The sequence below is a fragment of the Bradyrhizobium sp. USDA 4504 genome, assembly GCF_054063995.1.
Genome location: NZ_JBSSGV010000001.1, coordinates 2,500,673 through 2,523,735 on the forward strand (window position 1 = coordinate 2,500,673; position 23,063 = coordinate 2,523,735).

Below are 23,063 nucleotides of genomic sequence, written 5' to 3' on the forward strand. Positions count from 1 at the left end.
CCGCGGCGTCGCTCGTTTCCGGCAACGTCGCGGTCGCCGCGGACCGAATCCATCTGGGCTTCGACGGCTATCGCTCCGCGACCAACGACTATTGCATCAATGCGAGCAGCGTGACCCGGGATCGATGCCTGGGAGGCGAAAGCGCATTTCCGGATGCGCTTCGACGAGACGAGCTCGGCGTTGGCCGCTTATATGCCGGTCAAGGCGCCGCCGCCAGTCGCCCCGTTCAGCTGGACTGGCTGCAGTGTCGGCGTGAATGCGGGGTATGGTTCAGCCAAGGCGCAATTCTCTTCCGATCCAAATGGCGCCATCATCGATTTCGCGCAACGTAACGGCGTCCTTCCCGAAATCGCCGCTCAGCAGGCGGGCTCGATCAATACCCGGAACGCGGGAGGGCTGACTGCCGGCGGCGGCCTTTCCTGCAACGTGCAGTATGACAAGACGGTCATCGGACTAGAAACCGACATCAACTACACAGATCTGCAATCGTCCCAGCTGCGCGGGCCGTTTCCGCTCGCGGCCGGCGTATCAACCACCTGGGAAAACAGTTTTCGCTCGAATTACCTCGGCACGGTCCGTGGGCGTCTGGGAATCCTGGCCAATCAATCGAACATGCTGTACGTGACCGCGGGCCTCGCCTATGCGGATTATGCATTTTCGACGGCAACAGATTTTCCCGGCTTCAGTGGCTTTCGATTTGCGGGCTCCGACTCCCGTGTGAAGCCGGGCTGGACGGCGGGCGTCGGCTGGGAGGCCGTCGTGAGCGGCCCTTGGACCGCGAAGTTCGAATATCTCTATGTCGATCTCGGTGATCGGACGGCCCCGGCACTGCAGAACATCGGTGGGCTCAGCGCGTACGCTTGGGACCACTCGGCGAAATTGACTGAAAACATTGTTCGCGTAGGGTTGAGCTATAAGTTGACTGGTCCGCCAAGCGGCGGCAGCAGCTGGTTCTCGCGATAAGGCTGGGTGATGCCAAAGCTCATTGCCTATACGATGGACGGCCATGCGGTTCACATCCGGCCTGCATCGCCCGAGCGCGATTGGATGGATGCTTCCGACCAGCGCTATGCGTACCGCTGCCTGCCACTCAACATTGCAAACGCCCATGGCTGGGAACTGCTCTGTCCGTCAGGCTTCTCGGCTCGTTGGGACGGGCTCAATCATAAGGAGACCATTCGGGTCAAGGCTGATCTCGGCACCGACGCGCCGGCTGTGAGTCACTTCGGACATGGTGTATTGACCTTCCACGTCCCGTGCCTGTTCCGCACCGATCCTGGTTTCGACCTTTTTGTCACCGGACCCATCAACAGGCCGAAAGACGCCATTGCGCCGTTGAGCGGGGTCATCGAGACGGATTGGTCACCGTACACCTTCACGATGAACTGGCGATTCACGCGTTCAAACACAAAGATACGATTTGAGCGGGGGGAGCCCTATTGCCATCTTTTTCCGATTGAGCGTGGCAGTCTTGAGCGGATCGAGCCGGAGACGTTGCCATTATCGAAGGCGCCCGACATCGAGCGCGAGCACAGACTGTGGTCCGAAGGCCGCAACGCCTTCAATACCGACTTGCAGGACCCGGGATCGGGGGCAACGCAGCAGCGGTGGCAAAAGACCTATTTTCGGGGCCTCAATCCCTCGGGCGAAGAAACGCATGCGGATCACCGGAGCCGGCTTCGCTTGAAGGATTTCGTGTCAAAGGATTAGTCCGGCCGACGGGCCGAATTTGTGCGGACAGCGCACGGCCCCACATCGCCCCGCAGCGCAATCGCTACGCGCCGTTGATGATGCACACGACTTCTTAATGTTTGGACTCTCCTGACTTGTTCGATTCCGATTCGTTCTTGGCGAACAAATTGGAGTCAGATGCAGAACGTCGCTGTGGTGCGCGATGCGTTTCTCTGCTCCACTCGGCGCGCATAGGAGAGCGGATTGATGGCCAGGAAGGCAGGCAACAAGACCAGCAAGAAGACGAACGGGCCCGCGTCGCGCCGTACTGTGCTGGCGATCGACGTCGGCGGCACGCATGTGAAGGTCATGACCGACAAAGAGCGCATCAAGCGCGAATTCGAGTCAGGTCCAACTCTGTCCGCGACCGAGATGGTGCGGCAGGTCAAGCTGCTCACCAAGGACTGGTCCTATGATGTGATCTCGGTCGGTTATCCGGGACCCGTCGTTCACAACCGTCCGCTGACCGAGCCGCACAATCTCGGCCGCGGCTGGGCCGGCTTCGATTTTCACCACGCGTTCGGCCGCCCGACCAGGGTCGTCAACGATGCGCTGATGCAGGCGATCGGCAGCTATCAGGGCGGGCGGATGCTGTTTCTCGGCCTCGGCACCGGCCTCGGCTCCGCGATGATCGTCGACGGTGTTTACGAGCCGATGGAGCTTGGTCATTTGCCGTACCGCAAGGGCGCGACGTTCGAGGATTATGTCGGCGCCGCGGGTCTCGAGCGGCGCGGCCGGAAGAAATGGCGCAAGAGCGTCGACGACGTCATCGCGCGGCTGTCCGCCGCGCTGGAGCCCGAGTACATCGTGCTCGGCGGCGGCAATGCCGACAAGGTCGACAACCCGCCGCCCAAGGTGAGGTTCGGCGACAACGCCAACGCATTCGAAGGCGGATTTCGAATGTGGAAGAAGAGAGCGCGCAAGGCGAACGGCGTGCGTCGATGAAACCGGAACCGCCACCAAATCGCCGCAACTGCTGAAGTTTCGCGCTGCTTCGCACTCCTGTTGTCGGAACTGATGGGTGCGCCGCTCGTTTTATGCGGCATAACATCCTGTTCCATGAGGAGTGAGCCATGCGAAGTTTCATTATTCCCGCGATCGCGGCCCTGGCGATCGGCGCAGCGACGCCGGCGATGGCCTACGATTCCGGCAGCCAGGTCTCGATGGAGGCCGCGCTCGATGTCGCGACCGGTCTCGGCATCGTGACGGTGTCCAATACCCAGTTCCTCGGCGACGAGTGGGAGGTCGAGGGGCGTGACCGCCTCGGCCGCTGGATGAAGGTCGATGTCGACGCGCGGACCGGCGAGGTGCGCAACGTGGATCGCGGCTGGTAGCCCGCGTCTTCACACTGCCTGACATTCGGAACGGCCGGCGGAGCAAGGCGCACGCCGGCCGTTCGTTATCCAGAACTGTCTGATGCCGTGCTTTGGCTGAATGGCATAAAGCTGGGGTATGCTGGTCCCATCATTCCGGGAATCGCCGCCAGCGCGGCGGCCCGTGAACAGGAGACCGGCCATGACAAAACCGTTTCCGTCCAAAACCCATATCGGCAATCACCTGCTGCATCCGGAAACCCAGATGCTGAACTACGGCTACGACCCGCAGCTGTCGGAGGGCGCCGTCAAGCCGCCCGTGTTCCTGACCTCGACCTTCGTGTTCCGCACCGCCGAGGACGGCAAGGACTTTTTCGACTTTGTCGCGGGCCGGCGCGAGCCTCCGGAGGGCATGGGGGCGGGGCTGGTCTATTCGCGCTTCAACCATCCGAACAGCGAGATCGTCGAGGACCGGCTTGCGATCTATGAGCGCACCGAGAGCTGCGCGCTGTTCTCCTCCGGCATGTCGGCGATCTCGACCACGGTGCTGGCCTTCGCGCGGCCCGGCGACGTGATCCTGCATTCGCAGCCGCTCTATGGCGGCACCGAGACGCTGTTCACCAGGACACTGGCGGGCTTCTCGATTCACGCCGTGGGCTTTGCCGACGGCCTCGACGAGAGTGTCATCCGCGCCGCTGCCGACGAGGCGATGAAGAAGGGCCGTGTCGCGATGATCTTCATCGAGACGCCGGCCAATCCGACCAACGGCCTGGTCGATATCGCGCTGACGCGGCGCATCGCCGATTCGATCGGCAAGGCACAGGGCCATACGCCGATCATCGCCTGCGACAACACGCTGCTCGGGCCGGTATTTCAGCGGCCGATCGAGCACGGCGCCGATCTCTCGCTGTACTCGCTGACGAAATATGTCGGCGGCCATTCCGACCTGATCGCGGGCGCGGCGCTCGGCTCGAAGAAGCTGATGAAGGACATCAAGGCGCTGCGCGGCGCGATCGGCACCCAGCTCGATCCGCATTCCTGCTGGATGATCAGCCGTTCGCTGGAAACGCTCAGCCTGCGCATGGAAAAGGCCGACCGCAACGCGCGGATCGTCGCCGATTATCTGCGCGACCATCCCAAGGTGGCGCAGGTGCATTACCTCGGCCATCACGATCCGGCGTCCCCCGCGGGGCGCGTGTTCGCGAGCCAAAGCAGCGGCGCCGGTTCGACCTTCTCGTTCGACATCGCCGGCGGGCAGCAGGCGGCGGAGAAATTCCTCAACTCGCTGCAGATCTTCAAGCTCGCAGTCAGCCTCGGCGGCACCGAGTCGCTCGCGAGCCTGCCGGCCACCATGACGCATTCCGGCGTGCCAGCCGATATCCGCAAGCGGATCGGCGTGCTGGATTCGACAATCCGGCTCTCGATCGGGATCGAGCATCCGTCCGACCTGGTGGCCGACATCGCGCAGGCGTTGAGCCGGGTGTGAGCCAGTCAAAAGCGTGTAGGATGGGTCGAGCCAACGGGGCCGCGCGTCGCGCGGCCCGATGATAAACTCCACGAAACCCGTCCTACGGGCTACTAACCTCCGGAGAGAGTGCATGCTGGCAATCACGGCGATCATCCGCGCGAAGAAGGGCCATGAGCCGGCGATGCGTCAGGCGTTGCTCGACGTCGTCGAGCATGTCCGCGCCAACGAGCCGTCCACCGTCGGCTACTACGTCTCGCAGGATGTCGACAGTCCGCGGATATTTTCGACGTATGAGCGATACCTGGATCAGGCGGCGATGGACCGGCACAACAATTCGCCGGCTGTGGCGCGCTTCTTTGAGGTCGCGAAGCCGATCCTCGACGGCGAGGTGATAGTGGTCTTGGCGAACGAGATTGCGAGCAAGCGAGAGTAGGGCGTTCGCTACCGGGTCACAAATAATAGCCTGCTCCGGAAAGGCTCCGCCGCAGCGCATTCATTCTCCGATTTCGGTGGCGCGGAGCATTGCAGCCCGGCGCGGTCAACGATTTCAGGACAAACCCATCGTCGCGGAACTGCGCTCGAAGCGAGCGTACACCCGGACAACGTTGACGCGGAGGCGGCGCGCCGTTATTGGCGGCGCGGAAAATTCCGACGCAACGATACGGGATGGTCTCGATGCAAGTGACTTTGATGAAGGGCAAGATTCATCGCGCGCACGTCACCGAAGCGGACTTGCATTACGAGGGATCGATTTCGATCGACCGCAATTTGATCGAGGCCGCCGGTTTCCTCATCAATGAACGCGTCGACATCTATAACATCGACACCGGCGCGCGCTTCTCGACCTACGTGATCGAGGCGCCGGCGGGATCGGGCACCATCGGCCTCAACGGCGCGGCCGCACGGCTCGCCATGGCCGGCGACAAGGTCATCATCGTCGCCTATGCCAGCTTCGACGCCGACGAGGCGCGCAAATTTCATCCGCGGGTCGTGCTGGTCGACGACAAGAACCGGCACATCGCGAAGGCTGCCGCCGCACCGGCGAAAGCCTTGGCGGATGCGTAAGCTGGGCTACGCTAGGCCTTCTTGACGAACTCCGATTTCAGATTCATCGCGCCGATGCCGTCGATCTTGCAGGCGATGTTGTGTCCGTCGCTGCCCTCGGTGAGGCGGATGTTCCTGACCTTGGTGCCGCCCTTGACCACCGACGACGAGCCCTTGACCTTGAGGTCCTTGATCACGATGACGCTGTCGCCGTCCGTCAGCGGGTTGCCATGCGCGTCGCGCACGCCCGCTTGCTGGGCGGTCTCGGCGGCCGCGGCCGCATCGCTGCTCCACTCATGGGCACATTCCGGGCAAACCCAGAGAACGCCGTCCTGATAGGCATGCTCGGAATTGCATTTCGGGCAGTTCATTGCGGCGTCCATAGTCGAGATCGTCTCCGTCGTTGCGGGCGCACCGTAGAGGCACAGGCGGCCAAAGCAAGCAAAAACCCGGCGATTTGATGCGCAAAGCGGCGCAAAGGTGGCGAGCCACTCGTCCACCCGCGGATGCCGGTGGAACGGTCTGCGCCTCTATCCGTTGCCGTCCGTCGCTCGGCATTGCGCCCCTGTGCTTGCGGGGAACGGTTCACTGATCGTCGCGTCCGGGCCGGCAATTCATCCAGGAGCAATCGGCTGATCCCAAACATGGACGCGGAAGATGAATCAGAGAAATTCGGCCTTCGTCTGCCTTCGCACGTCGCTCGTCACCGCCGCCTTCACGTCGGCGTTGCTGGTGGGCGCTAGTCTTGTGTGCGCAAGTCTTGTAACCGCAAGTCTTGCCCACGCACAGCCGGTGAATTCGCGCGCGGATCACGGCAATGGTGGTCCCGGCGAGTTCGCCGACCTTGCCGAGAAGGTCGGGCCGGCCGTGATCGGCGTCAACGCCAAGGTGGCGGCTGCGGCGGATGACGACGACTCGTCTCCCGGTGACTCCCCCGGCGGTTCTCTCGGGCCGGACGGCTCTCCCGATCAGGACACGCCGGGAAGGGCCGTTCCGGATCCCGGCAGGCGCGGACCGGGCAATCTGCCGAAGTTGGGTGAGATGACCTCGATCGGTTCGGGCTTCTTCATCTCGGCGGACGGCTACGCAGTGACGAACAATCACGTCCTCGGCGGCAGCGACCGCGCCGATGTCCGCACCAGCGACAACAAGGTCTACAAGGCGAAAGTCCTGGGCAAGGATCCGGTCAGCGCCCTGGCCCTGCTCAAGGTCGATGGGCGGACCGACTTCAGCTATGTCAGGCTCGCGGATCAAGCGCCGCGCACCGGCGATTGGGTGCTCGCGGCCGGCAATTCATTCGGTCTCGGAAACACCGTCACCGCGGGGATCGTCTCGGCGCGTGCACGCGACCTGGAAACGGGGTCGTCGGAAGATTTCGTCCAGATCGACGCGCGGATCAACCGCGGCGATTCCGGCGGGCCGAGCTTCAACACGCATGGCGAGGTGATCGGCGTGAACAGCCTGATCTTCTCGCCCTCCGGCGGCTCGGTCGGTGTCGCGTTTGCGATACCCGCCGATACCGTGAAGACGGTGATCCCGCAGCTGAAGGACAAGGGCATGGTCACGCGCGGCTGGATGGGCGCCCAGATTCAATCGATCACCCCCGGCATTGCCGAAAGCTTAGGTGCGAACAATCTGCACGGCGCGGTCGTGGTCGGCGTGCAGACCGGCGGTCCGGCAGCGAAGGCCGGATTGAGGCGAGGGGACGTGATCACCTCGGTCAATGACGAGCCGATCAAGAGCGCCAACGAGCTGACCAAGAAGGTCTATGCGGGCGCGCCGGGCAGCTCGGTCAAGCTTTCGATGCTGCGGGACAACGCGCCGAATTCGCTGAGCGTGACGCTCGGCCAGCTCGCGCAGTCGCAGGCGCCCGCCGGCGCGCCGAAGTGAGGCTGCGTTAGTGTGTCGGCTACTGCCCATCCTGCAGGCTACGTCTGCGGTGTGATCCCGCCGGCCTTGGCGATCAGCTCGAACGATCGCAGCCGCTTCTGGTGATCGTAGACGTCGGACACGATCATCAGCTCGTCGGCGCCGGTCTCCGCGACCAGCGCGTCGATGCCGGCGCGCACCGTCGCGGGCGAGCCGATGATGGAACGCGCGAGCATCCGCATCGCCTGCGCCTTCTCCGCCGGCGACCAGTAGCTCTCGATGTCGTCGATCGGCGGCTGGCTGAGGCCGCGCGCGCCGCGGAAGATGTTGGTGAACGACATCTGCTGCGTGGTCGCGAGCCGCCGCGCCTCCTCGTCGGTGTCGGCGGCGATGATGTTGACGCCGACCATGGTGTAGGGGCGATCGAGCTGCTCCGACGGCTTGAAGCGGGCGCGATAGATCTGCAGCGCCTGGATCAGCAGCTCGGGGGCAAAGTGCGAGGCGAAGGCGTAGGGCAGGCCGAGCTCGCCGGCCAGCATCGCGCCGAAATTGCTCGAGCCGAGAATCCACAGCGGCACGTCGGTGCCGGCGGCTGGCACCGCCTGGATGCGCTGGTTGGGACCGGCGGCGGCGAGGAAGGCCTGCACCTCGAGCACGTCCTGCGGAAAGTTCTCGGCGGATTCCGGCGTGCGGCGCAGCGCGCGCAGCGTGAGCTGGTCGGTGCCCGGGGCGCGGCCGAGGCCGAGGTCGATACGGTCAGGAAACAGCCGCGTCAGCGTGCCGAACTGCTCGGCGATAACGTAGGGTGCGTGGTTCGGCAGCATGATGCCGCCGGCGCCGACACGGATGGTCTTGGTGCCCGCCGCGATGTGCCCGATCACGACCGACGTCGCGGCGCTGGCGATGCCCGCCATGTTGTGGTGCTCCGCCACCCAGATGCGGCGATAGCCGAGCGCCTCCGCATGCACGGCGACATCGCGCGCGTTATAGAGCGCGCCGCGCGCGTCGGTTTCCTCGGTGACGCGGACGAGATCGAGAATGGAGAGGGCGGCCACGGCGACTCCGGAGCGTTAGGGACGGTGAGCCGATGGTATTTGGCTGTGTCCAGGTGGATGCGAAACGGCGGGGGCAGCCGGTTCATGCAGATGCATATGGATGCGGTCGCCTTGCCGGTCAATCCGCCCGATGCGATCGAGGAAGCAGAGCTGCCCATCCAAAATATCGAAAACAACCCCATGCAAAGGTGCAGGTTGCTGCCGGCACTCGGAAAAGCGACTTGAAGCGTCGGGCAAATCAGCGATACTTTTCCATTATTCCGAAATAACCCCGTCGCCCGCCGCCATCGGAGATTCGTCGCGTCAGTCCCCAGACGATTGCGGCCGTGGCTGAAGTCGCGAGCAGATGCTTCAAGGTGTGCCCGCTGACGAAATGAAGCGTGTTTGCGATCTCGTGGTCGAGCACCTCGGCGATCTTGGCCACAACGTACAGCGCCATCGCGGCGGCGAATGCGATGCGGTCGGCGCGCGGCGCGCGATAGATCGACTGCCAGAGCGGGATGAGGATGAGCGGGAGGACCTGCAGCAGCAGATAGGGCCGCAGGTCGCCCGCACCATGCCGGTCGGTATGGACCCACCACGCGACGCTGGCGGCGGCGTAAAGCCCGAGCACGATCGTTTCGATGTTCGTCTTCGATTCCGGCCGGGTGTCGCCGCGGACGCCGACCAGCAGGCCCGCGCCGGCAAGCGCGATCGGCAGCATGTCCCAGGTCAGCCGGCCATTGTCGGGAGCAAGGTGAAAGAAGGCGGACCCGAACGCGGTCAGGAACAGTCCGATCAGGAACAGGCGGTAGCCGGGCCATCCGGCGCGCAGCCGATCGCTATTGCGGTAGCGCCAGCCAGCCCCAGATCGCGACCACGGCGAAGCCGATGTTCGACAAAACATCGCCTGCGTGGGGAATGCCTGACAGGGCCGAGTGGTCGGCGAAATCGTTATAGCCCGCCGGCTGCGCGATGCGCCCGTGCACCGCGAATGCCGCAATGATGCCGATCGTGATGATCGTCGGGGCGACTTTCATCCACGGTTTCACGGGCCGTTCGATCCCGGTCAATCCGTCCATCCGGAAGGTCGTTTGCATCGTCGGCTCCGACAAAAATGAACAATGTTCAATATCTGACATGGAAATGAGCGACGTTCAAGTTCATTTTTCGGGAGGGGCCGATAATGCTGATGGGGAAGGTGCCCGGAGACCCGAGGCGTCAACGCGGCCTCCGGCTGCGCTCCACAGCAACGCGCGCAGCCCGTAGCCCGCATGAGCGAGGCGATATGCGGGGGCCGGTGCGAGGCGGACCCCGGATGTCGTGGAGCCTGTCATCGGGCGCGCGTTCGCGCGACCCGTTGGCTCATCCGGACTACTGGGACAAAAGCGCAGAGCGTTTCGGCGACGCGCGACTTGCCGAAAATGTGCTGACGATGGCGGCTTACGCGCGCGGCCGATCCACCCTACCTTCGCTGGGCGCCGACCGCGCAGCCTTAACCGATCCGATCCGGAGCGAACCAATTCCCCAACTCATCTTCGGCCTGACCAGCCTGCTGATCCTGGCCCGCTTCATCTGGCCGCTCGACTGGCCGCTGCCGGCAAAGATCGTCGCCGCGTTGCTGGTGCTGGTCGCCTTGCAGTTTCACCGCTGGAACAGGCTGTCGTCGGGATCGGAATTCTCGCCGGAGTTTCCGCGTCCGGTGGTCGTCCTGTTCAACTGGGCGTTCGGCGCGATCATGCTGCTGGCGCTGCTGCAACTGGCGCTCGATGCCGGGCTGCTGGTGGCCGCGCTGATCCACGGCGGCTTCGTCGGCGCGCCCGACGGCGTCCGCTACGCACTTGCTGCGCTCGCGGGCGCAGCCGCCGCGATCGGCGTCCATCAGGCGATGCGCATTCCGCCGCTCAGGGATGTCGAGGTCGGCATCCGCGGACTTCCGCTTCAGTTCGATGGCTATACCATCCTGCAACTGACGGATCTGCACATCAGCCGGCTGTTTCCCGCGCCCTGGGCGCGCGCCGTGGTCGAGCGATCGAGCAAGCTCGGCGCCGACCTGATCGCGATCACGGGCGACTTGATCGACGGCACCATCGACGCGCGGCGGGGCGACATCGCGCCGCTGCGCGACCTGATGGCGGCCGACGGCGTCTACGTGATCTCGGGCAATCACGAATATATCTTCGGCTATGACGGCTGGATGGCGCACTACGAAGCGCTCGGCCTGCGCTCGCTCGAGAACCGGCACATCGTGCTCGAACGCGGCGGCGGCCGCCTGGTGATCGCGGGGATCACCGACCGCGCGTCGCGCCACCGGGGGCATTCGATCCGCGACCTTGCCGCGGTTCTCGACGGCGCCCCGAAAGGCGCGCCCGTCGTCCTGCTCGACCACCAGCCGAGCGACGCACGAAAGGCCGCCCGGCTCGGCGTCGCCCTGCAGCTCTCCGGGCACACCCATGGCGGATTGATCCTGGGGATCGATCGCCTCGCCGCGCGCGCCAATGCCGGCTTCGTCTCGGGCCGCTACGACGTCGACGGGATGACGCTCTACGTCAACAACGGCACCGCGCTATGGCCTGGCTTTGCCTTGCGGCTCGGCCGCCCGTCGGAATTGACCCGGATCACGTTGCGCGTGGCTGAAGGCGTCTGATCGATTTGTTGCGCATGCGATGCGCGGTGTCCGGTCTGTTTCTCGGCCAGGGCGGCAGCGGTAGCCCGCATGAGCGAAGCGACATGCGGGGTCGGTCGTGCGTATGGCGATGCCGGTCCCGGATATCGCTTCGCTCATCCGGGCTACGAGGCTTCCGATTCGTGCACGAGCAAACGTTCCGAAGGTCGCAGGAGGGTGAGAATCGGTCACTCACGTTCCAAGGCCGGCGGCTGCCATGCGTCGATCGCCGTCTCCGGGTAAATCTGCACCGAGCCGGGCTCGAAGTAGCTCTCGATCGCATATCCGAGCCTGGTCAAATCCGTACGATACCAACCAACGATTCGACCGCGCCATGATGCTCGCCCTTTCTTGGCGGCATAGTCACCCATTTGAAACTTTGCATCTGCGGGCCACGGATCGACCATCTCACCTCCGACCGAATTGCCTAGAAAAGGAGACATTATGGCCGACCCATCTACGTCCGCAACGGGTCGATTTCGTCCCGCCGATCTCGGTCTGACAGCGGCAATGATCTTGCCAGCTTCACACCAATCTCTTCGCGATCGAGGTGCAGCGAAGGCGGCCTGAGCGAACGAACAAGCACGTAACGAGTAGGGTGGGTTCGCCAACGGATCGCGCGGAGCGCGTGTCCGATGATAGACTCCTCGTAACCCGCTGCTCGGCGTTACCGCGACGAAGGGCGGATTACGCTGCGCTAATCCGCCCTACGAGCCGCGAGATGCTCATCGCGTCGGTCTCTTTTGGTAGACACCTGAAAATGAGACGTTTGTCCCGCCGCAATGGAGGTTGTCGCCGACAACCAGTAACTTGCCGACGAGCTGCATCGTGACCTGACAGTCGAGTTCGTCCGTCCCGTCACCGAATTTCATCTTATCGTCTGAAGGTTTTGCTTCGTAATCAAGCTCGCCGGAATGGGTGCGGCTGCCCGAACCCCAAATGGCCTCGCCCTTGATGGCCAGCTGACCTGCCTCTTTCGATTTCGAGATGCGAATGACGTTGTCGTAGGCACGCCATTCGCCGAGCCAATCCCGTTCTGCCGGTCGTCGTATGTCCTCCTGCCACGCAAGCCTTTCGATCTCGATCCAGCCGACCGTCTCAGTGCCCTTGCGAGGTTGAAACCAACTGCATGCGAACTTGCCTGACGTCCGGGAAACAATGACTTCATCGTTGCGAACGACATAAGTTTTCAGACGACAGGCTTGGTCGTCGGGGCAACGCTCGTTGCCATCGCCGCGGAAATAGATCCTGTCGCCGGCTGCGCCTTTGATCTTCGCCAGCCTGTAGTCGGTGCTCTCGCGCGGGAAATATCCGTTCCGACAATGTTGTCGGCGTTGCCCTTGAGCTGGCCGAATGCGGGCGAGGTTTGGAGAATGCTCCATGCGAGGAGTCCGAGCGAAGCCTGGACAACGCGTCTCATTGGGTTTTCACCTTCGATTCATTTTCCGCATGGAATGCGGCAGGGTGGTGGGGCGGTGATTCCATACTAATTTGGTCCGACAAAGCGCCGCAGATCAATCGCATGGAAACGTGATCAATCAGTTGTTGCCATCGCGTAGGGCGGATTAGCCGAAGGCGTAACCCGCCGACCTTTAGCTCATTGAGCGAAGGCGGAAGCGTAATCCGCTGAAGTTCTCGCATTGTTCTCGGAAGGATTCACAAGACCATCTGTTGGTCAACCTCAGACAATGACGAAGAACTTTTCTTTTCCCTTCTACTGTATGCCAAAGTCTGCTTCGGCCGCGTAACGGGACAAGGGAAAATCAGAAATCATGATCATGGACCGTGGAATTGCCGACGCTGGTGCGATGGGCGAGCGCGCTCCGCCTGGGCCTCGGTCGCGGCTTCTCAACCGCCGGGCGTTTCTGGTCGGTTCTGCTGCTGGTCTCGCCGCACTGAGCCTGGCCGGTTGTGCGTCCGACTACATGAGCCTGGCCGAGGCGGAGAAGGTCTACGGGCCCGTGCCCGACGAGAAATTCCCGATCCCCGCGGTCGACGTCAGTAAGGTCGATCCGAAATATTTTCGCAAGACCGTGAAGTACGACAGCGATGAGGCGCCCGGTACGATCATCGTCGATCCGAGCAAATACTATGTCTACCGCATCGAAGGCGATGGAAACGCGACCCGCTATGGCGCCAATGTCGGCCGCGATGGGTTCCGGTGGAGCGGGGAGGCTTATGTCGGGCGCAAAGCCGAATGGCCGACCTGGACGCCGCCCAAGGAGATGATCGCGCGCCAGCCGGAGGCGGGCAAATATGCTCGCGGCATGGCGGGGGGGCTCGACAATCCACTTGGCGCGCGCGTGCTCTACCTCTACCAAAATGGGGTGTACACGCTTTACACGATCTATAGCACCAGCGCCCCCGAAGCGATCGGGAACGGTATTACGAGCGGCTGTACCGGCCTCCTCAGTCAGGACATGATCGACCTCTATTCGCGAACGCCCGTCAAAACGAAGGTGATCGTGCTGCCGGCGTAAACTGCGTCGGCCGTCGGCCCCAGGCGCTGCCAGGGACGCCTTTGTGCGGCGATGGTTGGAGAAAGACGCTAGGTAGGGTGATTTGGACGTGGTGATGCTTTCGCGGAGGCCAGTCATTGTTGCGGCGATGCTCGTGCTCGGGACCTTATCGGTCCGCGCGCAACAAAGCGTCGAGTATGATGCGTGCATGGACAAGGCCGAAGGGGTGTCGACGAAGATGCTCGATTGCGGCAAGACCGAAATCGATAAGTGGGACACGAGGCTCAACACCGCCTATCAAGCCCTTCTCGCCAGCTCGAAGGGCGAGGCGCACGCGCAATTGCTCAGGGAGCAGCGGGCCTGGCTGAAGCATCATCTCAGCGAAACCCATCGCCTTGCCGCGGACCCCAACAACGGCTCCGTCGCATTCCTCGACTCCCAGGCGTTCGAATTGCAGGACATCGCCGACCGCACGCTGCTTCTTGAAAGGCGTGCCAGCCGGTAGCCCGCAGGAGCGAAGCGATATGCGGGGTCGGGTGGTCACGTGCTGTGATGCTGGTCCCGGATGTCGCGGAGCCTGTCATCGGGCGCGCATTCGCGCGGCCCATTGGCTCATCCGCCCTACGCTTGCTGCGCGCTCATCGCTTCGGGGTGCGCCCGCGGATCCGGTCGAAGCCTTGCTTGATTGCGGCGAAGCGGGTGTCGACGATCGGCTCAAATTCGAGGTCGGTGAAGATATAGGGCCAGTCGTTTTCGATGCCTTCGCGAACGAGCTCACCGACATAGTTGGGATCGATGCCCTCGGAGACGCGTTGGCGGATCAGATTGATCTGCTCGGCAATTGGGCCCGACGTCGGCAAGGTACGGACCGCCCCCTCGAAGCGCTCGGGAAGGTTGCGCCTCGAGTTCACGATTTGCGTGCGGATGAAGCCGGGACACAGCACCGATACGCCGATCCCGCGGGGTGCGAGTTCAAGGCGCAGTCCCTCGGACAGCGCGACAACGCCGTACTTCGAAACATTGTATGCGTTGCTCGCCCCTGAAATAAGACCGGCGATCGAGGCCGTGGAGACGATGTGTCCGCCCTCGCCATGCTGCTCTATCAACGGCCCGAAAATCTCGATTCCCCAAATGGTCGCCATCAGGTTGACGCCCAGGGTCCAATCCCACGACGCGTCGGTCCAGGTGCCATAGGGCCCACCGCCACCGACGCCCGCGTTGTTGACGAGGATGTGCACCTTGCCGTAGCGGGCAGTCGTGGCTTCGGCGGCCGCCACGAGTTCGGCTTTGAGTGAGATGTCCGCCTTCACGCCGTCGACATCGACGTTGGTGCGCCTCAGTTGCTCGATCGCCGCGGACAGAGCCGCTTCCTCAATATCGCAAAGCATGACTTTCGCCCCCGCCTGGGCCAAAGCGGTCGCGATCCCCAGCCCGATGCCTGACGCTGCGCCGGTCACGAACGCGGTCTTTCCAGCGAGTTCTTTCACGCGCATTCTCCTCCCGCAAGCCGGGACCCTTGCCCCAAACGCTAAGTGTCTCCGGAGCGCATATGACAGCACTTTCGAGCGGTTGGGAAGCGTGCCGGATGTCTGCGTTTGTGCCAAGATGATCTGGGGTGCAGCGCGTAGGGCGGGTCAGCGAAGCTAGTAGCCCGCATGAGCGAAGCGATATGCAGGATTGATCTTGTGACCTGCGTGTCGGCCCCGGATGTCGCTCCGCTCATCCGGGCTACGCTTGCTTGCTTGTTTGGTAGGTAGCGGAGCGTTCCTACGTTTGGTTACGCCTCGTTTACATAAAGATTGAAATCGAGTTCGCACAATGAAAGCCATGGCACCCGCCACTCCGCAATATTGCAGAGCTCTTCTATTGCGAGGCCAAGAGGCGTCGATTGCTCCACATCCACTAGCCATCTGTCCGGGTAGTAGCGAGCGTAGTTGCCCGCCAGAAAGAGCGCTACGTAAAAGTATCCAAACTCGTTGAGTGGCGGATCGTTCGCTCACATTCGCCATTCGAGCGTGTCAATTGTCGCGGCGGGAGGAAGGCGAAAACCAACGTGACCTTGTACAAAGCCGGACCTAAGGTCGATTTGTAGGCCTCCTCCAACCTCGGCTACGTCGATATAGTCGACCATGTCCGGCCTGATTTCGGTTCGTTCAATCAGCGCTTGCACTAGGTGGTGTGGACATTTATCGCATCCATAAGACGATGGCTGCGAGAGTAACGACGGCCAGGTAATTTCGGGCGGTCTTTTCGAAGCGGGTTGCGACGCGGCGGAACTGCTTGAGTTTTGAGAAGCAGCATTCGACGAGATGACGCTGGGCATAGAGCTGCTTGTCCAGCGGATATTTGAGCGCACGTGACGGGTTGTTGGGGATGACGGCGAGCGCGCCTTTGGCAGCGATCGCCTGGCGCAAGTGATCGGCGTCATAAGCCGTATCCGCCATGACGACCTGGGCAGGTAATCCCTCGATCAATTCGGCGGCTTGCGGTACGTCGCTCTTCTGACCTGCGGTGAGCTTGAACCGTACGGGACATCCCAGGCCGCGAACGGCCATATGTATCTTGGTGCTCAGGCCACCGCGCGAGCGACCGATCGCCTGATCTTCAGACCCCCTTTTTTCGCCCCAGCGGCGTGCTGGTGCGCCCGGACGATGGTGGAGTCGACGATCAGATACTCGAAGTCCGGATCACCGGACATCGCTTCGAATATGCGCCACCAGACCCCCTTGATGCTCCATCGACTGAAGCGCCGAAACACGCTGTTCCAGTCTCCAAACACCTCCGGAAGATCACGCCAGGGAGAGCCAGTGCGCACGATCCAAAGTACGCCCTCCACAAACATCCGGTTGTCCCGTCCGGTCGAACCCTTCTGGTCAGGCCGGCCGATGATCAGCGGCGCCATCCGCTCCCATGTCGCGTCGCTCAATACCAAGCGGTCCATCACACCCAAGGCGGCCTCCCCAAAAGCAGCCTTGAATCTGATTTGCGCCTAAAAGGGAATCCTTAGAGTCCACACCACCTAGGGGGCTTGGGTGAAACATCAAACGGATACTCTGGCTCCATTCTGCCCCCTGGACGAGCCGTGAGTCACATCGGCCACGGATGAAGCCTGAAGGCAAGTATGCCGCCGAACCGGTGTCTCGCATCAAGGGGAGTCCGCTTAGGCAATCATTCAAACTCAGACCAGTTTTCGGAATCGGCGGATATGGTACGTCAAGTGCGCCGAAGAGCCCTGAGAACGCAGTCGTCGTTCTGCCCGTGGGATAGATCACGGTCTGATCCCCGGCGAGTGGATGCTCACGGCTGGAGCGATGCCACATTTCGAAAGTCCCTCTGCGGCGTCCGCTCACCTCTAATGGGAACGCGCGAATTTCTTTAGACGCGACACCGAGGTTAGCGCCGTTTGGAATTGCACCCGCTGACATCGTCAAGCCGTGATGGTGATGTTCTTCGCGGGCCTTGTCGAGGCTGCTAAGCCCGGATTGCTTCATCAGAATTTCGGCGAGCGCCAAGCTCATAGTGCCGTAGTAGAGTAAGTTTGGCTTGGTAGCGATGGTAACGGCCTTTGCGGCTTCGAAGTACTCTCTGGCTTGGATCATGCAATAGCGAAGTTGGCGGGCTTGTTTTCTCGCATTGTCTCGATGCTCGATCGGGACATCGTGGACACCTGTTATTGTATCCGTGACCGCTTCAATGTTTTGGAACTTGCGGAGTTTGGTCCAAGCATAGTGGGCAGGATCAGAAGTCCGGACCTTAGCCACTTTTTGAATGATCACTTTCTTTAAATCCTCGTGCGACCTGCAATGCCGGTCTCGGATATTGCGTCGCGTATCGCTATAAAAGTAAAGGCCGCTCGTTGGAGCGGCCTCTGTGATTTTTGTCAGTCAGTGCGATCTACCGCCTCACGAACACCCCGTCGTGGACCCGCACGTATCGCACTTCATGCACGTGCCATTCCGCACCAGCGTGAAGTTGCCGCACTCCGAGCACATCTCGCCTTCGTAGCCCTTGGCCTTCGCTTCGGCGCGACGCTCCGCTTTCGACGGGGCGGCGGCTGCGGCGGTGCCGGGCTTGCTCCAGTTCAATGCCTCGAGCTTCTCGGTCGGCGAGAGGTCGTGGCTGACCTCCTGCTTCAGGGCGACCGCGCCTTCGACGGTGTCGGAAGCGCCGCGCGCGGTTGCGCCGTGGGAGGCGAGCGCGGTGACGCGGTTGCCGGCGGGCGCGTTGTCGGCGCCCTGGCTCACCGCGGCCGAGCCGCCGCGCATGACGACGAGGTTGTCGGTGCGCGACCGGGTCAGGCCCTTCGACAGGTACTTGGTCGCTTGGTGCTGGGCGGGGGCCTCATCCGGCTCCTTGCCTTCCTCGACGCCCTTGCCGAGCGCGTCGAAGCCAGACTCGTTCGGATCGACATGGGCGAGATCGAAGCGCGCCATGTAGCTCACCGCGAGCTCGCGGAAGACATAGTCGAGGATCGAGGTCGCGTACTTGATCGAGTCGTTGCCCTGCACCGGGCCCGCGGGCTCGAAGCGGGTGAAGGTGAAGGCGTCGACATACTCTTCCAGCGGCACGCCGTATTGCAGACCCAGGGATACTGCGATCGCAAAATTGTTGATGAAGGAGCGCAGCGCCGCGCCTTCCTTGTGCATGTCGATGAAGATCTCGCCGAGCCGGCCGTCGTCATATTCGCCGGTGCGCAGGTACACCTTGTGGCCGCCGACCACCGCCTTCTGGGTGTAACCCTTGCGGCGATCGGGCATCTTCTCGCGCTCGCGCATCACGACGATGCGCTCGACCAGCTTCTCGACGATCTTCTCCGAGACCTGGGCGGCACGCGCGGCCATCGGCTTCTCGTACAGCGCTTCCACCGCATCGTCCTCGTCCTCATCGTCGGCGATGAGCTGCGAGTTCAGCGGCTGCGACAGCTTCGAGCCGTCGCGGTACAGCGCGTTGGCCTTCAGCGCCAGCTTCCACGACAGCAGGTAGGCGGACTTGCAGTCCTCCACCGTGGCGTCGTTCGGCATGTTGATGGTCTTGGAGATCGCGCCCGAGATGAACGGCTGCGAGGCCGCCATCATCCTGATGTGGCTCTCGACCGAGAGGTAGCGTTTTCCAATTTTGCCGCAGGGGTTGGCGCAGTCGAACACGGGGTAGTGCTCGGCCTTCAAATGAGGCGCGCCTTCGACCGTCATCGCGCCGCAGATGTGCACGTTGGCGGCCTCGATCTCGCGCTTGCTGAAGCCGACCGCCGAGAGCAGGTCGAAGCCGGGCGCAGCGATAGCCTCGGCGCCGATGCCGAGCTGGTCGCGGATGAAGTCTTCACCGAAAGTCCACTTGTTGAAGGCGAACTTGATGTCGAACGCGGTCGGCAGCGCCTTTTCCACCTTGGCAATGGCTTCATCGGTGAAGCCCTTGGCCTTCAGGGTGGAGGCATTGATGCCCGGTGCATTCGACAGCGAGCCGTGGCCGACGGCGTAGGCCTCGATCTCCGCGATCTCGCTCTCGCGATAGCCGAGCGCGCGCAGCGCCGACGGCACCGCCTGGTTGATGATCTTGAAGTAGCCGCCGCCGGCGAGCTTCTTGAACTTCACCAGCGCGAAGTCGGGCTCGATGCCGGTGGTGTCGCAATCCATCACGAGGCCGATGGTGCCGGTCGGCGCCACCACCGTGGTCTGCGCATTGCGGTAGCCGTTGACCTCGCCGAGCGCCAGCGCGTCGTCCCAGGCCAGCCTGGCATGGGTGACGATGTCCGCCTGCGGGCAGGAGGCGTGATCGAGCGGCACCGGGTTGACCGAGAGCGCCTCGTAACCGGTGGCGTTGCCGTGGGCGGCGCGGCGGTGGTTGCGGATCACGCGCAGCATGTGGGCGGCGTTCTTCTTGTAGCCCGGGAAGGTGCCGAGCTCGGCCGCCATCTCGGCCGAGGTCTTGTAGGCGATGCCGGTCATCACAGCGGTCAGCGCGCCGCACAGCGAACGGCCTTCCTTGCTGTCATAGGGCAGGCCCATGGTCATCAAGAGGCCGCCGATATTCGCAAAACCGAGGCCGAGCGTGCGGAATTCGTAGGACAGTTCGGCGATCGCCTTCGACGGGAACTGGGCCATCATGACCGAGATTTCGAGCACGATGGTCCAGAGCCGGCACAGGTGCTCGTAGGATTCGATGTCGAACCGCTTGGTGGTCGTGCTGTAGAACGTCAGCAGGTTGGCCGAGGCGAGGTTGCACGCCGTGTCGTCCAGGAACATGTATTCCGAGCACGGATTGGACGCGCGGATGTCGCCGGACGCCTTGCAGGTGTGCCAGTCGTTCATCGTGGTGTTGAAGTGCAGGCCGGGATCGGCGCTCGCCCAGGCGGCGTAGCCGATCTTCTCCCAGAGGTCGCGGGCCTTCAGCGTTTTTGTGACTTTCCTGGTGGTGCGGCCGACCAGATTCCAGTCACCGTCCGTTTCCACCGCGCGCAGAAAATCGTCCTTCAGCGACACCGAGTTGTTGGAGTTCTGGCCGGAGACGGTGAGATACGCCTCGGAATCCCAGTCGGTGTCGTAGGTGTCGAACGAGATGTCCTTGTAGCCTTGCTTGGCGAACTGGATGACGCGCTTGATGTAGTTGTCCGGCACCAGCGCGCGGCGCGCGAGCTTGATCTCGCGGCGGAGCGCAGGGTTCTTCTCCGGATCGAAGCAGTCGTCGCCGCTGCCTTCGCAGTTGACGCAGGCCTTCATCACGGCCTTGAGGTGCTTCTGGTTGATCTTGGAGCCGGTGACGAGCGCGGCGACCTTCTGCTCCTCCTTCACCTTCCAGTCGATATAGGTCTCGATATCGGGGTGATCGGCGTCGACCACCACCATCTTGGCGGCGCGGCGGGTGGTGCCGCCGGACTTGATCGCGCCCGCCGCGCGGTCGCCGATCTTGAGGAAGCTCATCAGGCCGCTTGAGCGGCCGCCGCCGGACAGCTTTTCGCCTTCGCCGCGCAGGCTCGAGAAGTTGGAGCCGGTGCCGGAGCCGTACTTGAACAGGCGCGCCTCGCGCACCCAGAGGTCCATGATGCCGCCCTCGTTGACGAGGTCGTCGCCGACGCCCTGGATGAAGCAGGCATGCGGCTGCGGATGCTCATAGGCCGACTTCGACTTGGTCAGCTTGCCGGTCTTCCAGTCGACATAATAGTGGCCCTGGCCGGGGCCATCGACGCCGTAGGCCCAGTGCAGCCCGGTGTTGAACCACTGCGGCGAGTTCGGCGCGACCATCTGCTTGGCCAGCTGGAAGCGGAGCTCGTCGAAGAAGGCGAGGGCGTCTTCTTCGGTGGAGAAGTAGCCGCCCTTCCAGCCCCAATAGGTCCAGCAGCCGGCGAGGCGATCGAACACCTGCTTGGCCGAGGTCTCGCCGACGATGCGCTCGCTCTCTGGCAGGAGGCCAAGCGCCTCGGTGTCGGGCACCGAACGCCACAGCCAGGACGGTACGGTCTCTTCCTCGACCTTCTTCAGGCGCGCCGCAACGCCCGCTTTACGGAAATACTTCTGCGCCAGCACGTCGGAGGCGACCTGCGACCAGAACTCCGGAACCTCGACGTTCTCGGCGCGGAACACGACCGAGCCGTCCGGATTGCGGATCTCTGAGGTGGTCAGGCGGAAATTGATCCCGGCATAGGGAGATTGTCCGCTGGTGGTGTTGCGTCGTTCGATTCGCATGGTCGAGCCCCGTCTCTTCTTCTGCCCGGCCCCACGTTTCCCCGCAGGTGCCGGAATGTTGTCTGTTCGCGGACTTCGGAACACGCGTCAGCACGCCTCCCGTCATCCGCAGCTCAGCCGGTGGATCCGGCCTGTTTTCTCTCATCCGCTGGGCACCGGTATGACCGGTCCTGCGGCGGCATCGTCCCGGCGCGGCGCCCGACTGGTCGGGTGCTCCGGGTCATGCATTCAACGCCCCAAAACGCTTCACGCGACACGTCACGCGTACGCTTCTTGCGGGCCGGTTACGGCCTCTGTTTCCGGGTCCTTCGCGGCCCGTTTGTCGTCCCCGACGGCGGCCCCAAAATCAGGGCAGAAAAGCCCTTCACCCGCGGCCCGAAGGCCTGGCGGAGTGGTCATTTTGGAACCCTTGTGGGAGCGACCGGCGGGGACCCAAACACACTCGCGCCGAACAGGTTGAAAGCTAGGCCATGTCCGTTACGCCCGTCAAGGACTAGTACGAGTTTCTGAATCAAACACTAAATATGGTGGAAAGAGGGGGATAACAGGGGTCGTTGCCGCGCCTGTGATCGGGCCAACTATCGGTGAGTCCTCAGGGATTCCCAAGCCAAAAAAATTCCTATCGCCTGTGGATCGGAGCTTCGCCCCGCTGTTCACAGGCGAAGTTTTTATTCGCGGTCCCGGATTGAATTTTGGGGACTCACGTAGGCCTACGGGCAAAGTACGGATCAGGCATGTCAGAGCCGTGATGGTCGGGCGACAAAATCGCGGGCAAGGTGAGGCCGACTCACATCCTTTTCACACCCTTGCCGGGTTCCATGACAGTCCAGAAGCCTCAAGCGCGGCCGCGCCTTGCGCCCGCCGGCCTGATGTTCCTCGCCATCACCTCGGTGGGCTGGGGGTTCAACTGGCCGTCCACCAAGTTCCTGCTCAGCGAGCTGCCGCCGCTGACCTTGCGCGGCACCACCGGGGTGATCGGCGCCGTGCTGCTGGCGGTGCTGGCGCTGATCCGCGCCCAGAGCCTGCATGTCGAGAAACGGCTGTGGCCGCGGCTCGTGCTCTATGCGGCGCTCAACGTCACCGGCTGGATGGTGCTGATGGGGCTGGCGCTGCTCTGGCTGCCGGCGAGCGAGGCCGCGCTGATCGCCTACACGATGCCGGTATGGGCCTCGCTGCTGGCCTGGCCGGTGCTCGGCGAACGGCCGACGCTGCTGCGGACCATCGCGCTGGTGATGGCCTTTGCAGGCCTCGCCGCGATCATGGGCGGCAGCGGCATCACCGCAAGCAAGGAGAAGCTGCCGGGAATCATCATGGCGCTCGGCGGCGCCTTCGGCTTTGCGCTCGGCACCGTGCTGGCCAAGAAATATCCGCTGGTGATGCCGCCGATCCCGGCCGCGGCCTGGCAGATCGGCCTCGGCTGCGTGCCGATCGCGATCGTCGGCCTCGTGATCGAGACCACGCATCTCGACCGCATCACGACGGTCGGCTGGTGGCTGCTGGTCTATTCGACGCTGATCCAGTTCTGCGTCGCCTATGTCGCGTGGTTTGCCGCGCTCGCCCGCCTGCCAGCCTCGGTGGCGGCGATCGGCACCATGGCGGTGCCTGTGATCGGCGTGGTGGCGTCCGCGGTCGCATTGCACGAGCCGCTGGGGCCAAGCCAGATCGTCGCGCTGCTGTTCACGCTCGCCGGCGTCGCGCTCGCGACGAGGTAAGTCGCTTCTCTTTCACCGCGTCATTGCGAGGCGCGCAGCGCCGCGGCAATCCACTGCCTCCACAAGCGGCGAAATGGATTGCTTCGCTTCGC

Annotated in this window: 23 protein-coding genes; 13 read left to right on the forward strand and 10 right to left on the reverse strand. The window is 63.0% G+C overall.

Going from position 1 to position 23,063, the window contains the following annotated elements:
* The first annotated feature begins 153 nt into the window (after window positions 1-153).
* The 7 genes from ACVMB1_RS11275 (at window position 154) to panD (ending at window position 5,577) form a co-directional block, all read left to right on the forward strand.
* A complete protein-coding gene (locus ACVMB1_RS11275; protein WP_456848557.1) occupies window positions 154-963 on the forward strand; it encodes an outer membrane protein in 810 nt (269 codons plus the stop codon).
* Window positions 964-972: 9 nt separating this feature from the next.
* A complete protein-coding gene (locus ACVMB1_RS11280) occupies window positions 973-1,710 on the forward strand; it encodes a DUF6065 family protein (RefSeq protein WP_141342626.1) in 738 nt (245 codons plus the stop codon).
* Between the two features lie 228 nt (window positions 1,711-1,938).
* Complete coding sequence (locus tag ACVMB1_RS11285; protein WP_310884724.1) at window positions 1,939-2,676, forward strand: ROK family protein; 738 nt, start codon at window positions 1,939-1,941, stop codon at window positions 2,674-2,676.
* Window positions 2,677-2,804: 128 nt separating this feature from the next.
* A complete protein-coding gene (locus tag ACVMB1_RS11290) occupies window positions 2,805-3,065 on the forward strand; it encodes a PepSY domain-containing protein (protein WP_057019961.1) in 261 nt (86 codons plus the stop codon).
* A gap of 181 nt (window positions 3,066-3,246) precedes the next feature.
* Window positions 3,247-4,530 (forward strand): cystathionine gamma-synthase family protein, encoded by a 1,284-nt coding sequence (locus tag ACVMB1_RS11295; RefSeq protein WP_310884723.1) that lies wholly within the window; start codon window positions 3,247-3,249, stop codon window positions 4,528-4,530.
* 112 nt (window positions 4,531-4,642) lie between these two features.
* On the forward strand, window positions 4,643-4,945 hold the full coding sequence (locus ACVMB1_RS11300) for a putative quinol monooxygenase (protein ID WP_310884722.1): 303 nt from the start codon (window positions 4,643-4,645) through the stop codon (window positions 4,943-4,945).
* Between the two features lie 242 nt (window positions 4,946-5,187).
* Window positions 5,188-5,577, forward strand: coding sequence for an aspartate 1-decarboxylase (gene panD / locus ACVMB1_RS11305; RefSeq protein ID WP_253639907.1), 390 nt, complete (start codon window positions 5,188-5,190; stop codon window positions 5,575-5,577).
* A gap of 11 nt (window positions 5,578-5,588) precedes the next feature.
* Here panD and ACVMB1_RS11310 read toward each other — a convergent pair whose 3' ends face one another.
* Window positions 5,589-5,939: a zinc ribbon domain-containing protein YjdM gene (locus tag ACVMB1_RS11310; RefSeq protein ID WP_076832150.1), complete on the reverse strand. Its 351-nt coding sequence runs from the start codon at window positions 5,937-5,939 to the stop codon at window positions 5,589-5,591.
* Between the two features lie 274 nt (window positions 5,940-6,213).
* On the opposite strand from ACVMB1_RS11310, the gene ACVMB1_RS11315 reads away from it, so the two are divergent.
* Window positions 6,214-7,446, forward strand: coding sequence for a S1C family serine protease (locus ACVMB1_RS11315; protein WP_310884721.1), 1,233 nt, complete (start codon window positions 6,214-6,216; stop codon window positions 7,444-7,446).
* Between the two features lie 38 nt (window positions 7,447-7,484).
* Here the strand turns inward: ACVMB1_RS11315 and ACVMB1_RS11320 are convergent, their stop codons facing one another.
* The gene (locus tag ACVMB1_RS11320) at window positions 7,485-8,480 is read right to left on the reverse strand and encodes an LLM class flavin-dependent oxidoreductase (protein ID WP_456848560.1); all 996 of its coding nucleotides are present in this window, start codon (window positions 8,478-8,480) and stop codon (window positions 7,485-7,487) included.
* 84 nt (window positions 8,481-8,564) lie between these two features.
* On the opposite strand from ACVMB1_RS11320, the gene ACVMB1_RS11325 reads away from it, so the two are divergent.
* Window positions 8,565-8,705, forward strand: coding sequence for a hypothetical protein (locus ACVMB1_RS11325; protein WP_253639905.1), 141 nt, complete (start codon window positions 8,565-8,567; stop codon window positions 8,703-8,705).
* A 13-nt stretch (window positions 8,706-8,718) separates the two neighbouring features.
* Here the strand turns inward: ACVMB1_RS11325 and ACVMB1_RS11330 are convergent, their stop codons facing one another.
* Window positions 8,719-9,183: a hypothetical protein gene (locus tag ACVMB1_RS11330; RefSeq protein ID WP_456848562.1), complete on the reverse strand. Its 465-nt coding sequence runs from the start codon at window positions 9,181-9,183 to the stop codon at window positions 8,719-8,721.
* 118 nt (window positions 9,184-9,301) lie between these two features.
* Entirely contained in the window at window positions 9,302-9,601 is a 300-nt protein-coding gene (locus tag ACVMB1_RS11335; RefSeq protein WP_456848564.1) for a hypothetical protein, read from the reverse strand.
* A gap of 380 nt (window positions 9,602-9,981) precedes the next feature.
* Between ACVMB1_RS11335 and ACVMB1_RS11340 the strand changes: the two genes are divergently transcribed.
* A complete protein-coding gene (locus tag ACVMB1_RS11340) occupies window positions 9,982-11,106 on the forward strand; it encodes a metallophosphoesterase (protein ID WP_253641045.1) in 1,125 nt (374 codons plus the stop codon).
* Window positions 11,107-11,312: 206 nt separating this feature from the next.
* On the opposite strand, the gene ACVMB1_RS11345 is transcribed toward ACVMB1_RS11340, so the two are convergent.
* Together ACVMB1_RS11345 and ACVMB1_RS11350 are read right to left on the reverse strand one after the other, a co-directional pair.
* Window positions 11,313-11,567 (reverse strand): hypothetical protein, encoded by a 255-nt coding sequence (locus ACVMB1_RS11345; protein ID WP_256527883.1) that lies wholly within the window; start codon window positions 11,565-11,567, stop codon window positions 11,313-11,315.
* A 282-nt stretch (window positions 11,568-11,849) separates the two neighbouring features.
* Window positions 11,850-12,506, reverse strand: a complete 657-nt coding sequence (locus ACVMB1_RS11350; RefSeq protein WP_253639903.1) for a hypothetical protein — start codon at window positions 12,504-12,506, stop codon at window positions 11,850-11,852.
* A 390-nt stretch (window positions 12,507-12,896) separates the two neighbouring features.
* Here ACVMB1_RS11350 and ACVMB1_RS11355 point away from each other — a divergent pair, with 390 nt between their 5' ends.
* Together ACVMB1_RS11355 and ACVMB1_RS11360 are read left to right on the forward strand one after the other, a co-directional pair.
* A complete protein-coding gene (locus tag ACVMB1_RS11355) occupies window positions 12,897-13,604 on the forward strand; it encodes a L,D-transpeptidase (protein ID WP_456848566.1) in 708 nt (235 codons plus the stop codon).
* Between the two features lie 187 nt (window positions 13,605-13,791).
* Window positions 13,792-14,088, forward strand: coding sequence for a lysozyme inhibitor LprI family protein (locus ACVMB1_RS11360; RefSeq protein WP_253639901.1), 297 nt, complete (start codon window positions 13,792-13,794; stop codon window positions 14,086-14,088).
* Window positions 14,089-14,221: 133 nt separating this feature from the next.
* On the opposite strand, the gene ACVMB1_RS11365 is transcribed toward ACVMB1_RS11360, so the two are convergent.
* The 4 genes from ACVMB1_RS11365 to ACVMB1_RS11380 all read right to left on the reverse strand — a co-directional run bounded on the left by ACVMB1_RS11365 (window position 14,222) and on the right by ACVMB1_RS11380 (window position 21,259).
* Window positions 14,222-15,070: an SDR family NAD(P)-dependent oxidoreductase gene (locus tag ACVMB1_RS11365; RefSeq protein WP_456816675.1), complete on the reverse strand. Its 849-nt coding sequence runs from the start codon at window positions 15,068-15,070 to the stop codon at window positions 14,222-14,224.
* Between the two features lie 699 nt (window positions 15,071-15,769).
* A protein-coding gene (locus tag ACVMB1_RS11370) for an IS5 family transposase (protein ID WP_456848568.1) occupies window positions 15,770-16,533 on the reverse strand; the annotation gives its coding sequence in 2 pieces (ribosomal slippage) (window positions 15,770-16,195 and window positions 16,198-16,533; 762 coding nt in all).
* Window positions 16,457-17,359: a YaaC family protein gene (locus ACVMB1_RS11375; protein WP_253639899.1), complete on the reverse strand. Its 903-nt coding sequence runs from the start codon at window positions 17,357-17,359 to the stop codon at window positions 16,457-16,459. The genes ACVMB1_RS11370 and ACVMB1_RS11375 overlap by 77 nt, the downstream gene beginning before the upstream one ends.
* A 126-nt stretch (window positions 17,360-17,485) precedes the next feature.
* The gene (locus ACVMB1_RS11380) at window positions 17,486-21,259 is read right to left on the reverse strand and encodes a vitamin B12-dependent ribonucleotide reductase (protein WP_253639898.1); all 3,774 of its coding nucleotides are present in this window, start codon (window positions 21,257-21,259) and stop codon (window positions 17,486-17,488) included.
* 818 nt (window positions 21,260-22,077) lie between these two features.
* On the opposite strand from ACVMB1_RS11380, the gene ACVMB1_RS11385 reads away from it, so the two are divergent.
* Window positions 22,078-22,971, forward strand: coding sequence for a DMT family transporter (locus tag ACVMB1_RS11385; protein WP_253639897.1), 894 nt, complete (start codon window positions 22,078-22,080; stop codon window positions 22,969-22,971).
* Window positions 22,972-23,063 lie beyond the last annotated feature (92 nt).

Bases quoted from the DNA above. Each gene is read 5' to 3' on its own strand.
- ACVMB1_RS11310 (WP_076832150.1), bottom strand. From the start codon at position 5,939: ATGGACGCCGCAATGAACTGCCCGAAATGCAATTCCGAGCATGCCTAT.
- ACVMB1_RS11295 (WP_310884723.1), top strand. From the start codon at position 3,247: ATGACAAAACCGTTTCCGTCCAAAACCCATATCGGCAATCACCTGCTG.
- ACVMB1_RS11380 (WP_253639898.1), bottom strand. From the start codon at position 21,259: ATGCGAATCGAACGACGCAACACCACCAGCGGACAATCTCCCTATGCC.
- ACVMB1_RS11280 (WP_141342626.1), top strand. From the start codon at position 973: ATGCCAAAGCTCATTGCCTATACGATGGACGGCCATGCGGTTCACATC.
- ACVMB1_RS11275 (WP_456848557.1), top strand. From the start codon at position 154: ATGCGCTTCGACGAGACGAGCTCGGCGTTGGCCGCTTATATGCCGGTC.
- ACVMB1_RS11290 (WP_057019961.1), top strand. From the start codon at position 2,805: ATGCGAAGTTTCATTATTCCCGCGATCGCGGCCCTGGCGATCGGCGCA.
- panD (WP_253639907.1), top strand. From the start codon at position 5,188: ATGCAAGTGACTTTGATGAAGGGCAAGATTCATCGCGCGCACGTCACC.
- ACVMB1_RS11385 (WP_253639897.1), top strand. From the start codon at position 22,078: ATGACAGTCCAGAAGCCTCAAGCGCGGCCGCGCCTTGCGCCCGCCGGC.
- ACVMB1_RS11355 (WP_456848566.1), top strand. From the start codon at position 12,897: ATGATCATGGACCGTGGAATTGCCGACGCTGGTGCGATGGGCGAGCGC.
- ACVMB1_RS11330 (WP_456848562.1), bottom strand. From the start codon at position 9,183: ATGCTGCCGATCGCGCTTGCCGGCGCGGGCCTGCTGGTCGGCGTCCGC.
- ACVMB1_RS11325 (WP_253639905.1), top strand. From the start codon at position 8,565: ATGCAGATGCATATGGATGCGGTCGCCTTGCCGGTCAATCCGCCCGAT.
- ACVMB1_RS11285 (WP_310884724.1), top strand. From the start codon at position 1,939: ATGGCCAGGAAGGCAGGCAACAAGACCAGCAAGAAGACGAACGGGCCC.
- ACVMB1_RS11315 (WP_310884721.1), top strand. From the start codon at position 6,214: ATGAATCAGAGAAATTCGGCCTTCGTCTGCCTTCGCACGTCGCTCGTC.
- ACVMB1_RS11345 (WP_256527883.1), bottom strand. From the start codon at position 11,567: ATGTCTCCTTTTCTAGGCAATTCGGTCGGAGGTGAGATGGTCGATCCG.
- ACVMB1_RS11300 (WP_310884722.1), top strand. From the start codon at position 4,643: ATGCTGGCAATCACGGCGATCATCCGCGCGAAGAAGGGCCATGAGCCG.
- ACVMB1_RS11335 (WP_456848564.1), bottom strand. From the start codon at position 9,601: ATGTCAGATATTGAACATTGTTCATTTTTGTCGGAGCCGACGATGCAA.
- ACVMB1_RS11350 (WP_253639903.1), bottom strand. From the start codon at position 12,506: ATGGAGCATTCTCCAAACCTCGCCCGCATTCGGCCAGCTCAAGGGCAA.
- ACVMB1_RS11360 (WP_253639901.1), top strand. From the start codon at position 13,792: ATGGACAAGGCCGAAGGGGTGTCGACGAAGATGCTCGATTGCGGCAAG.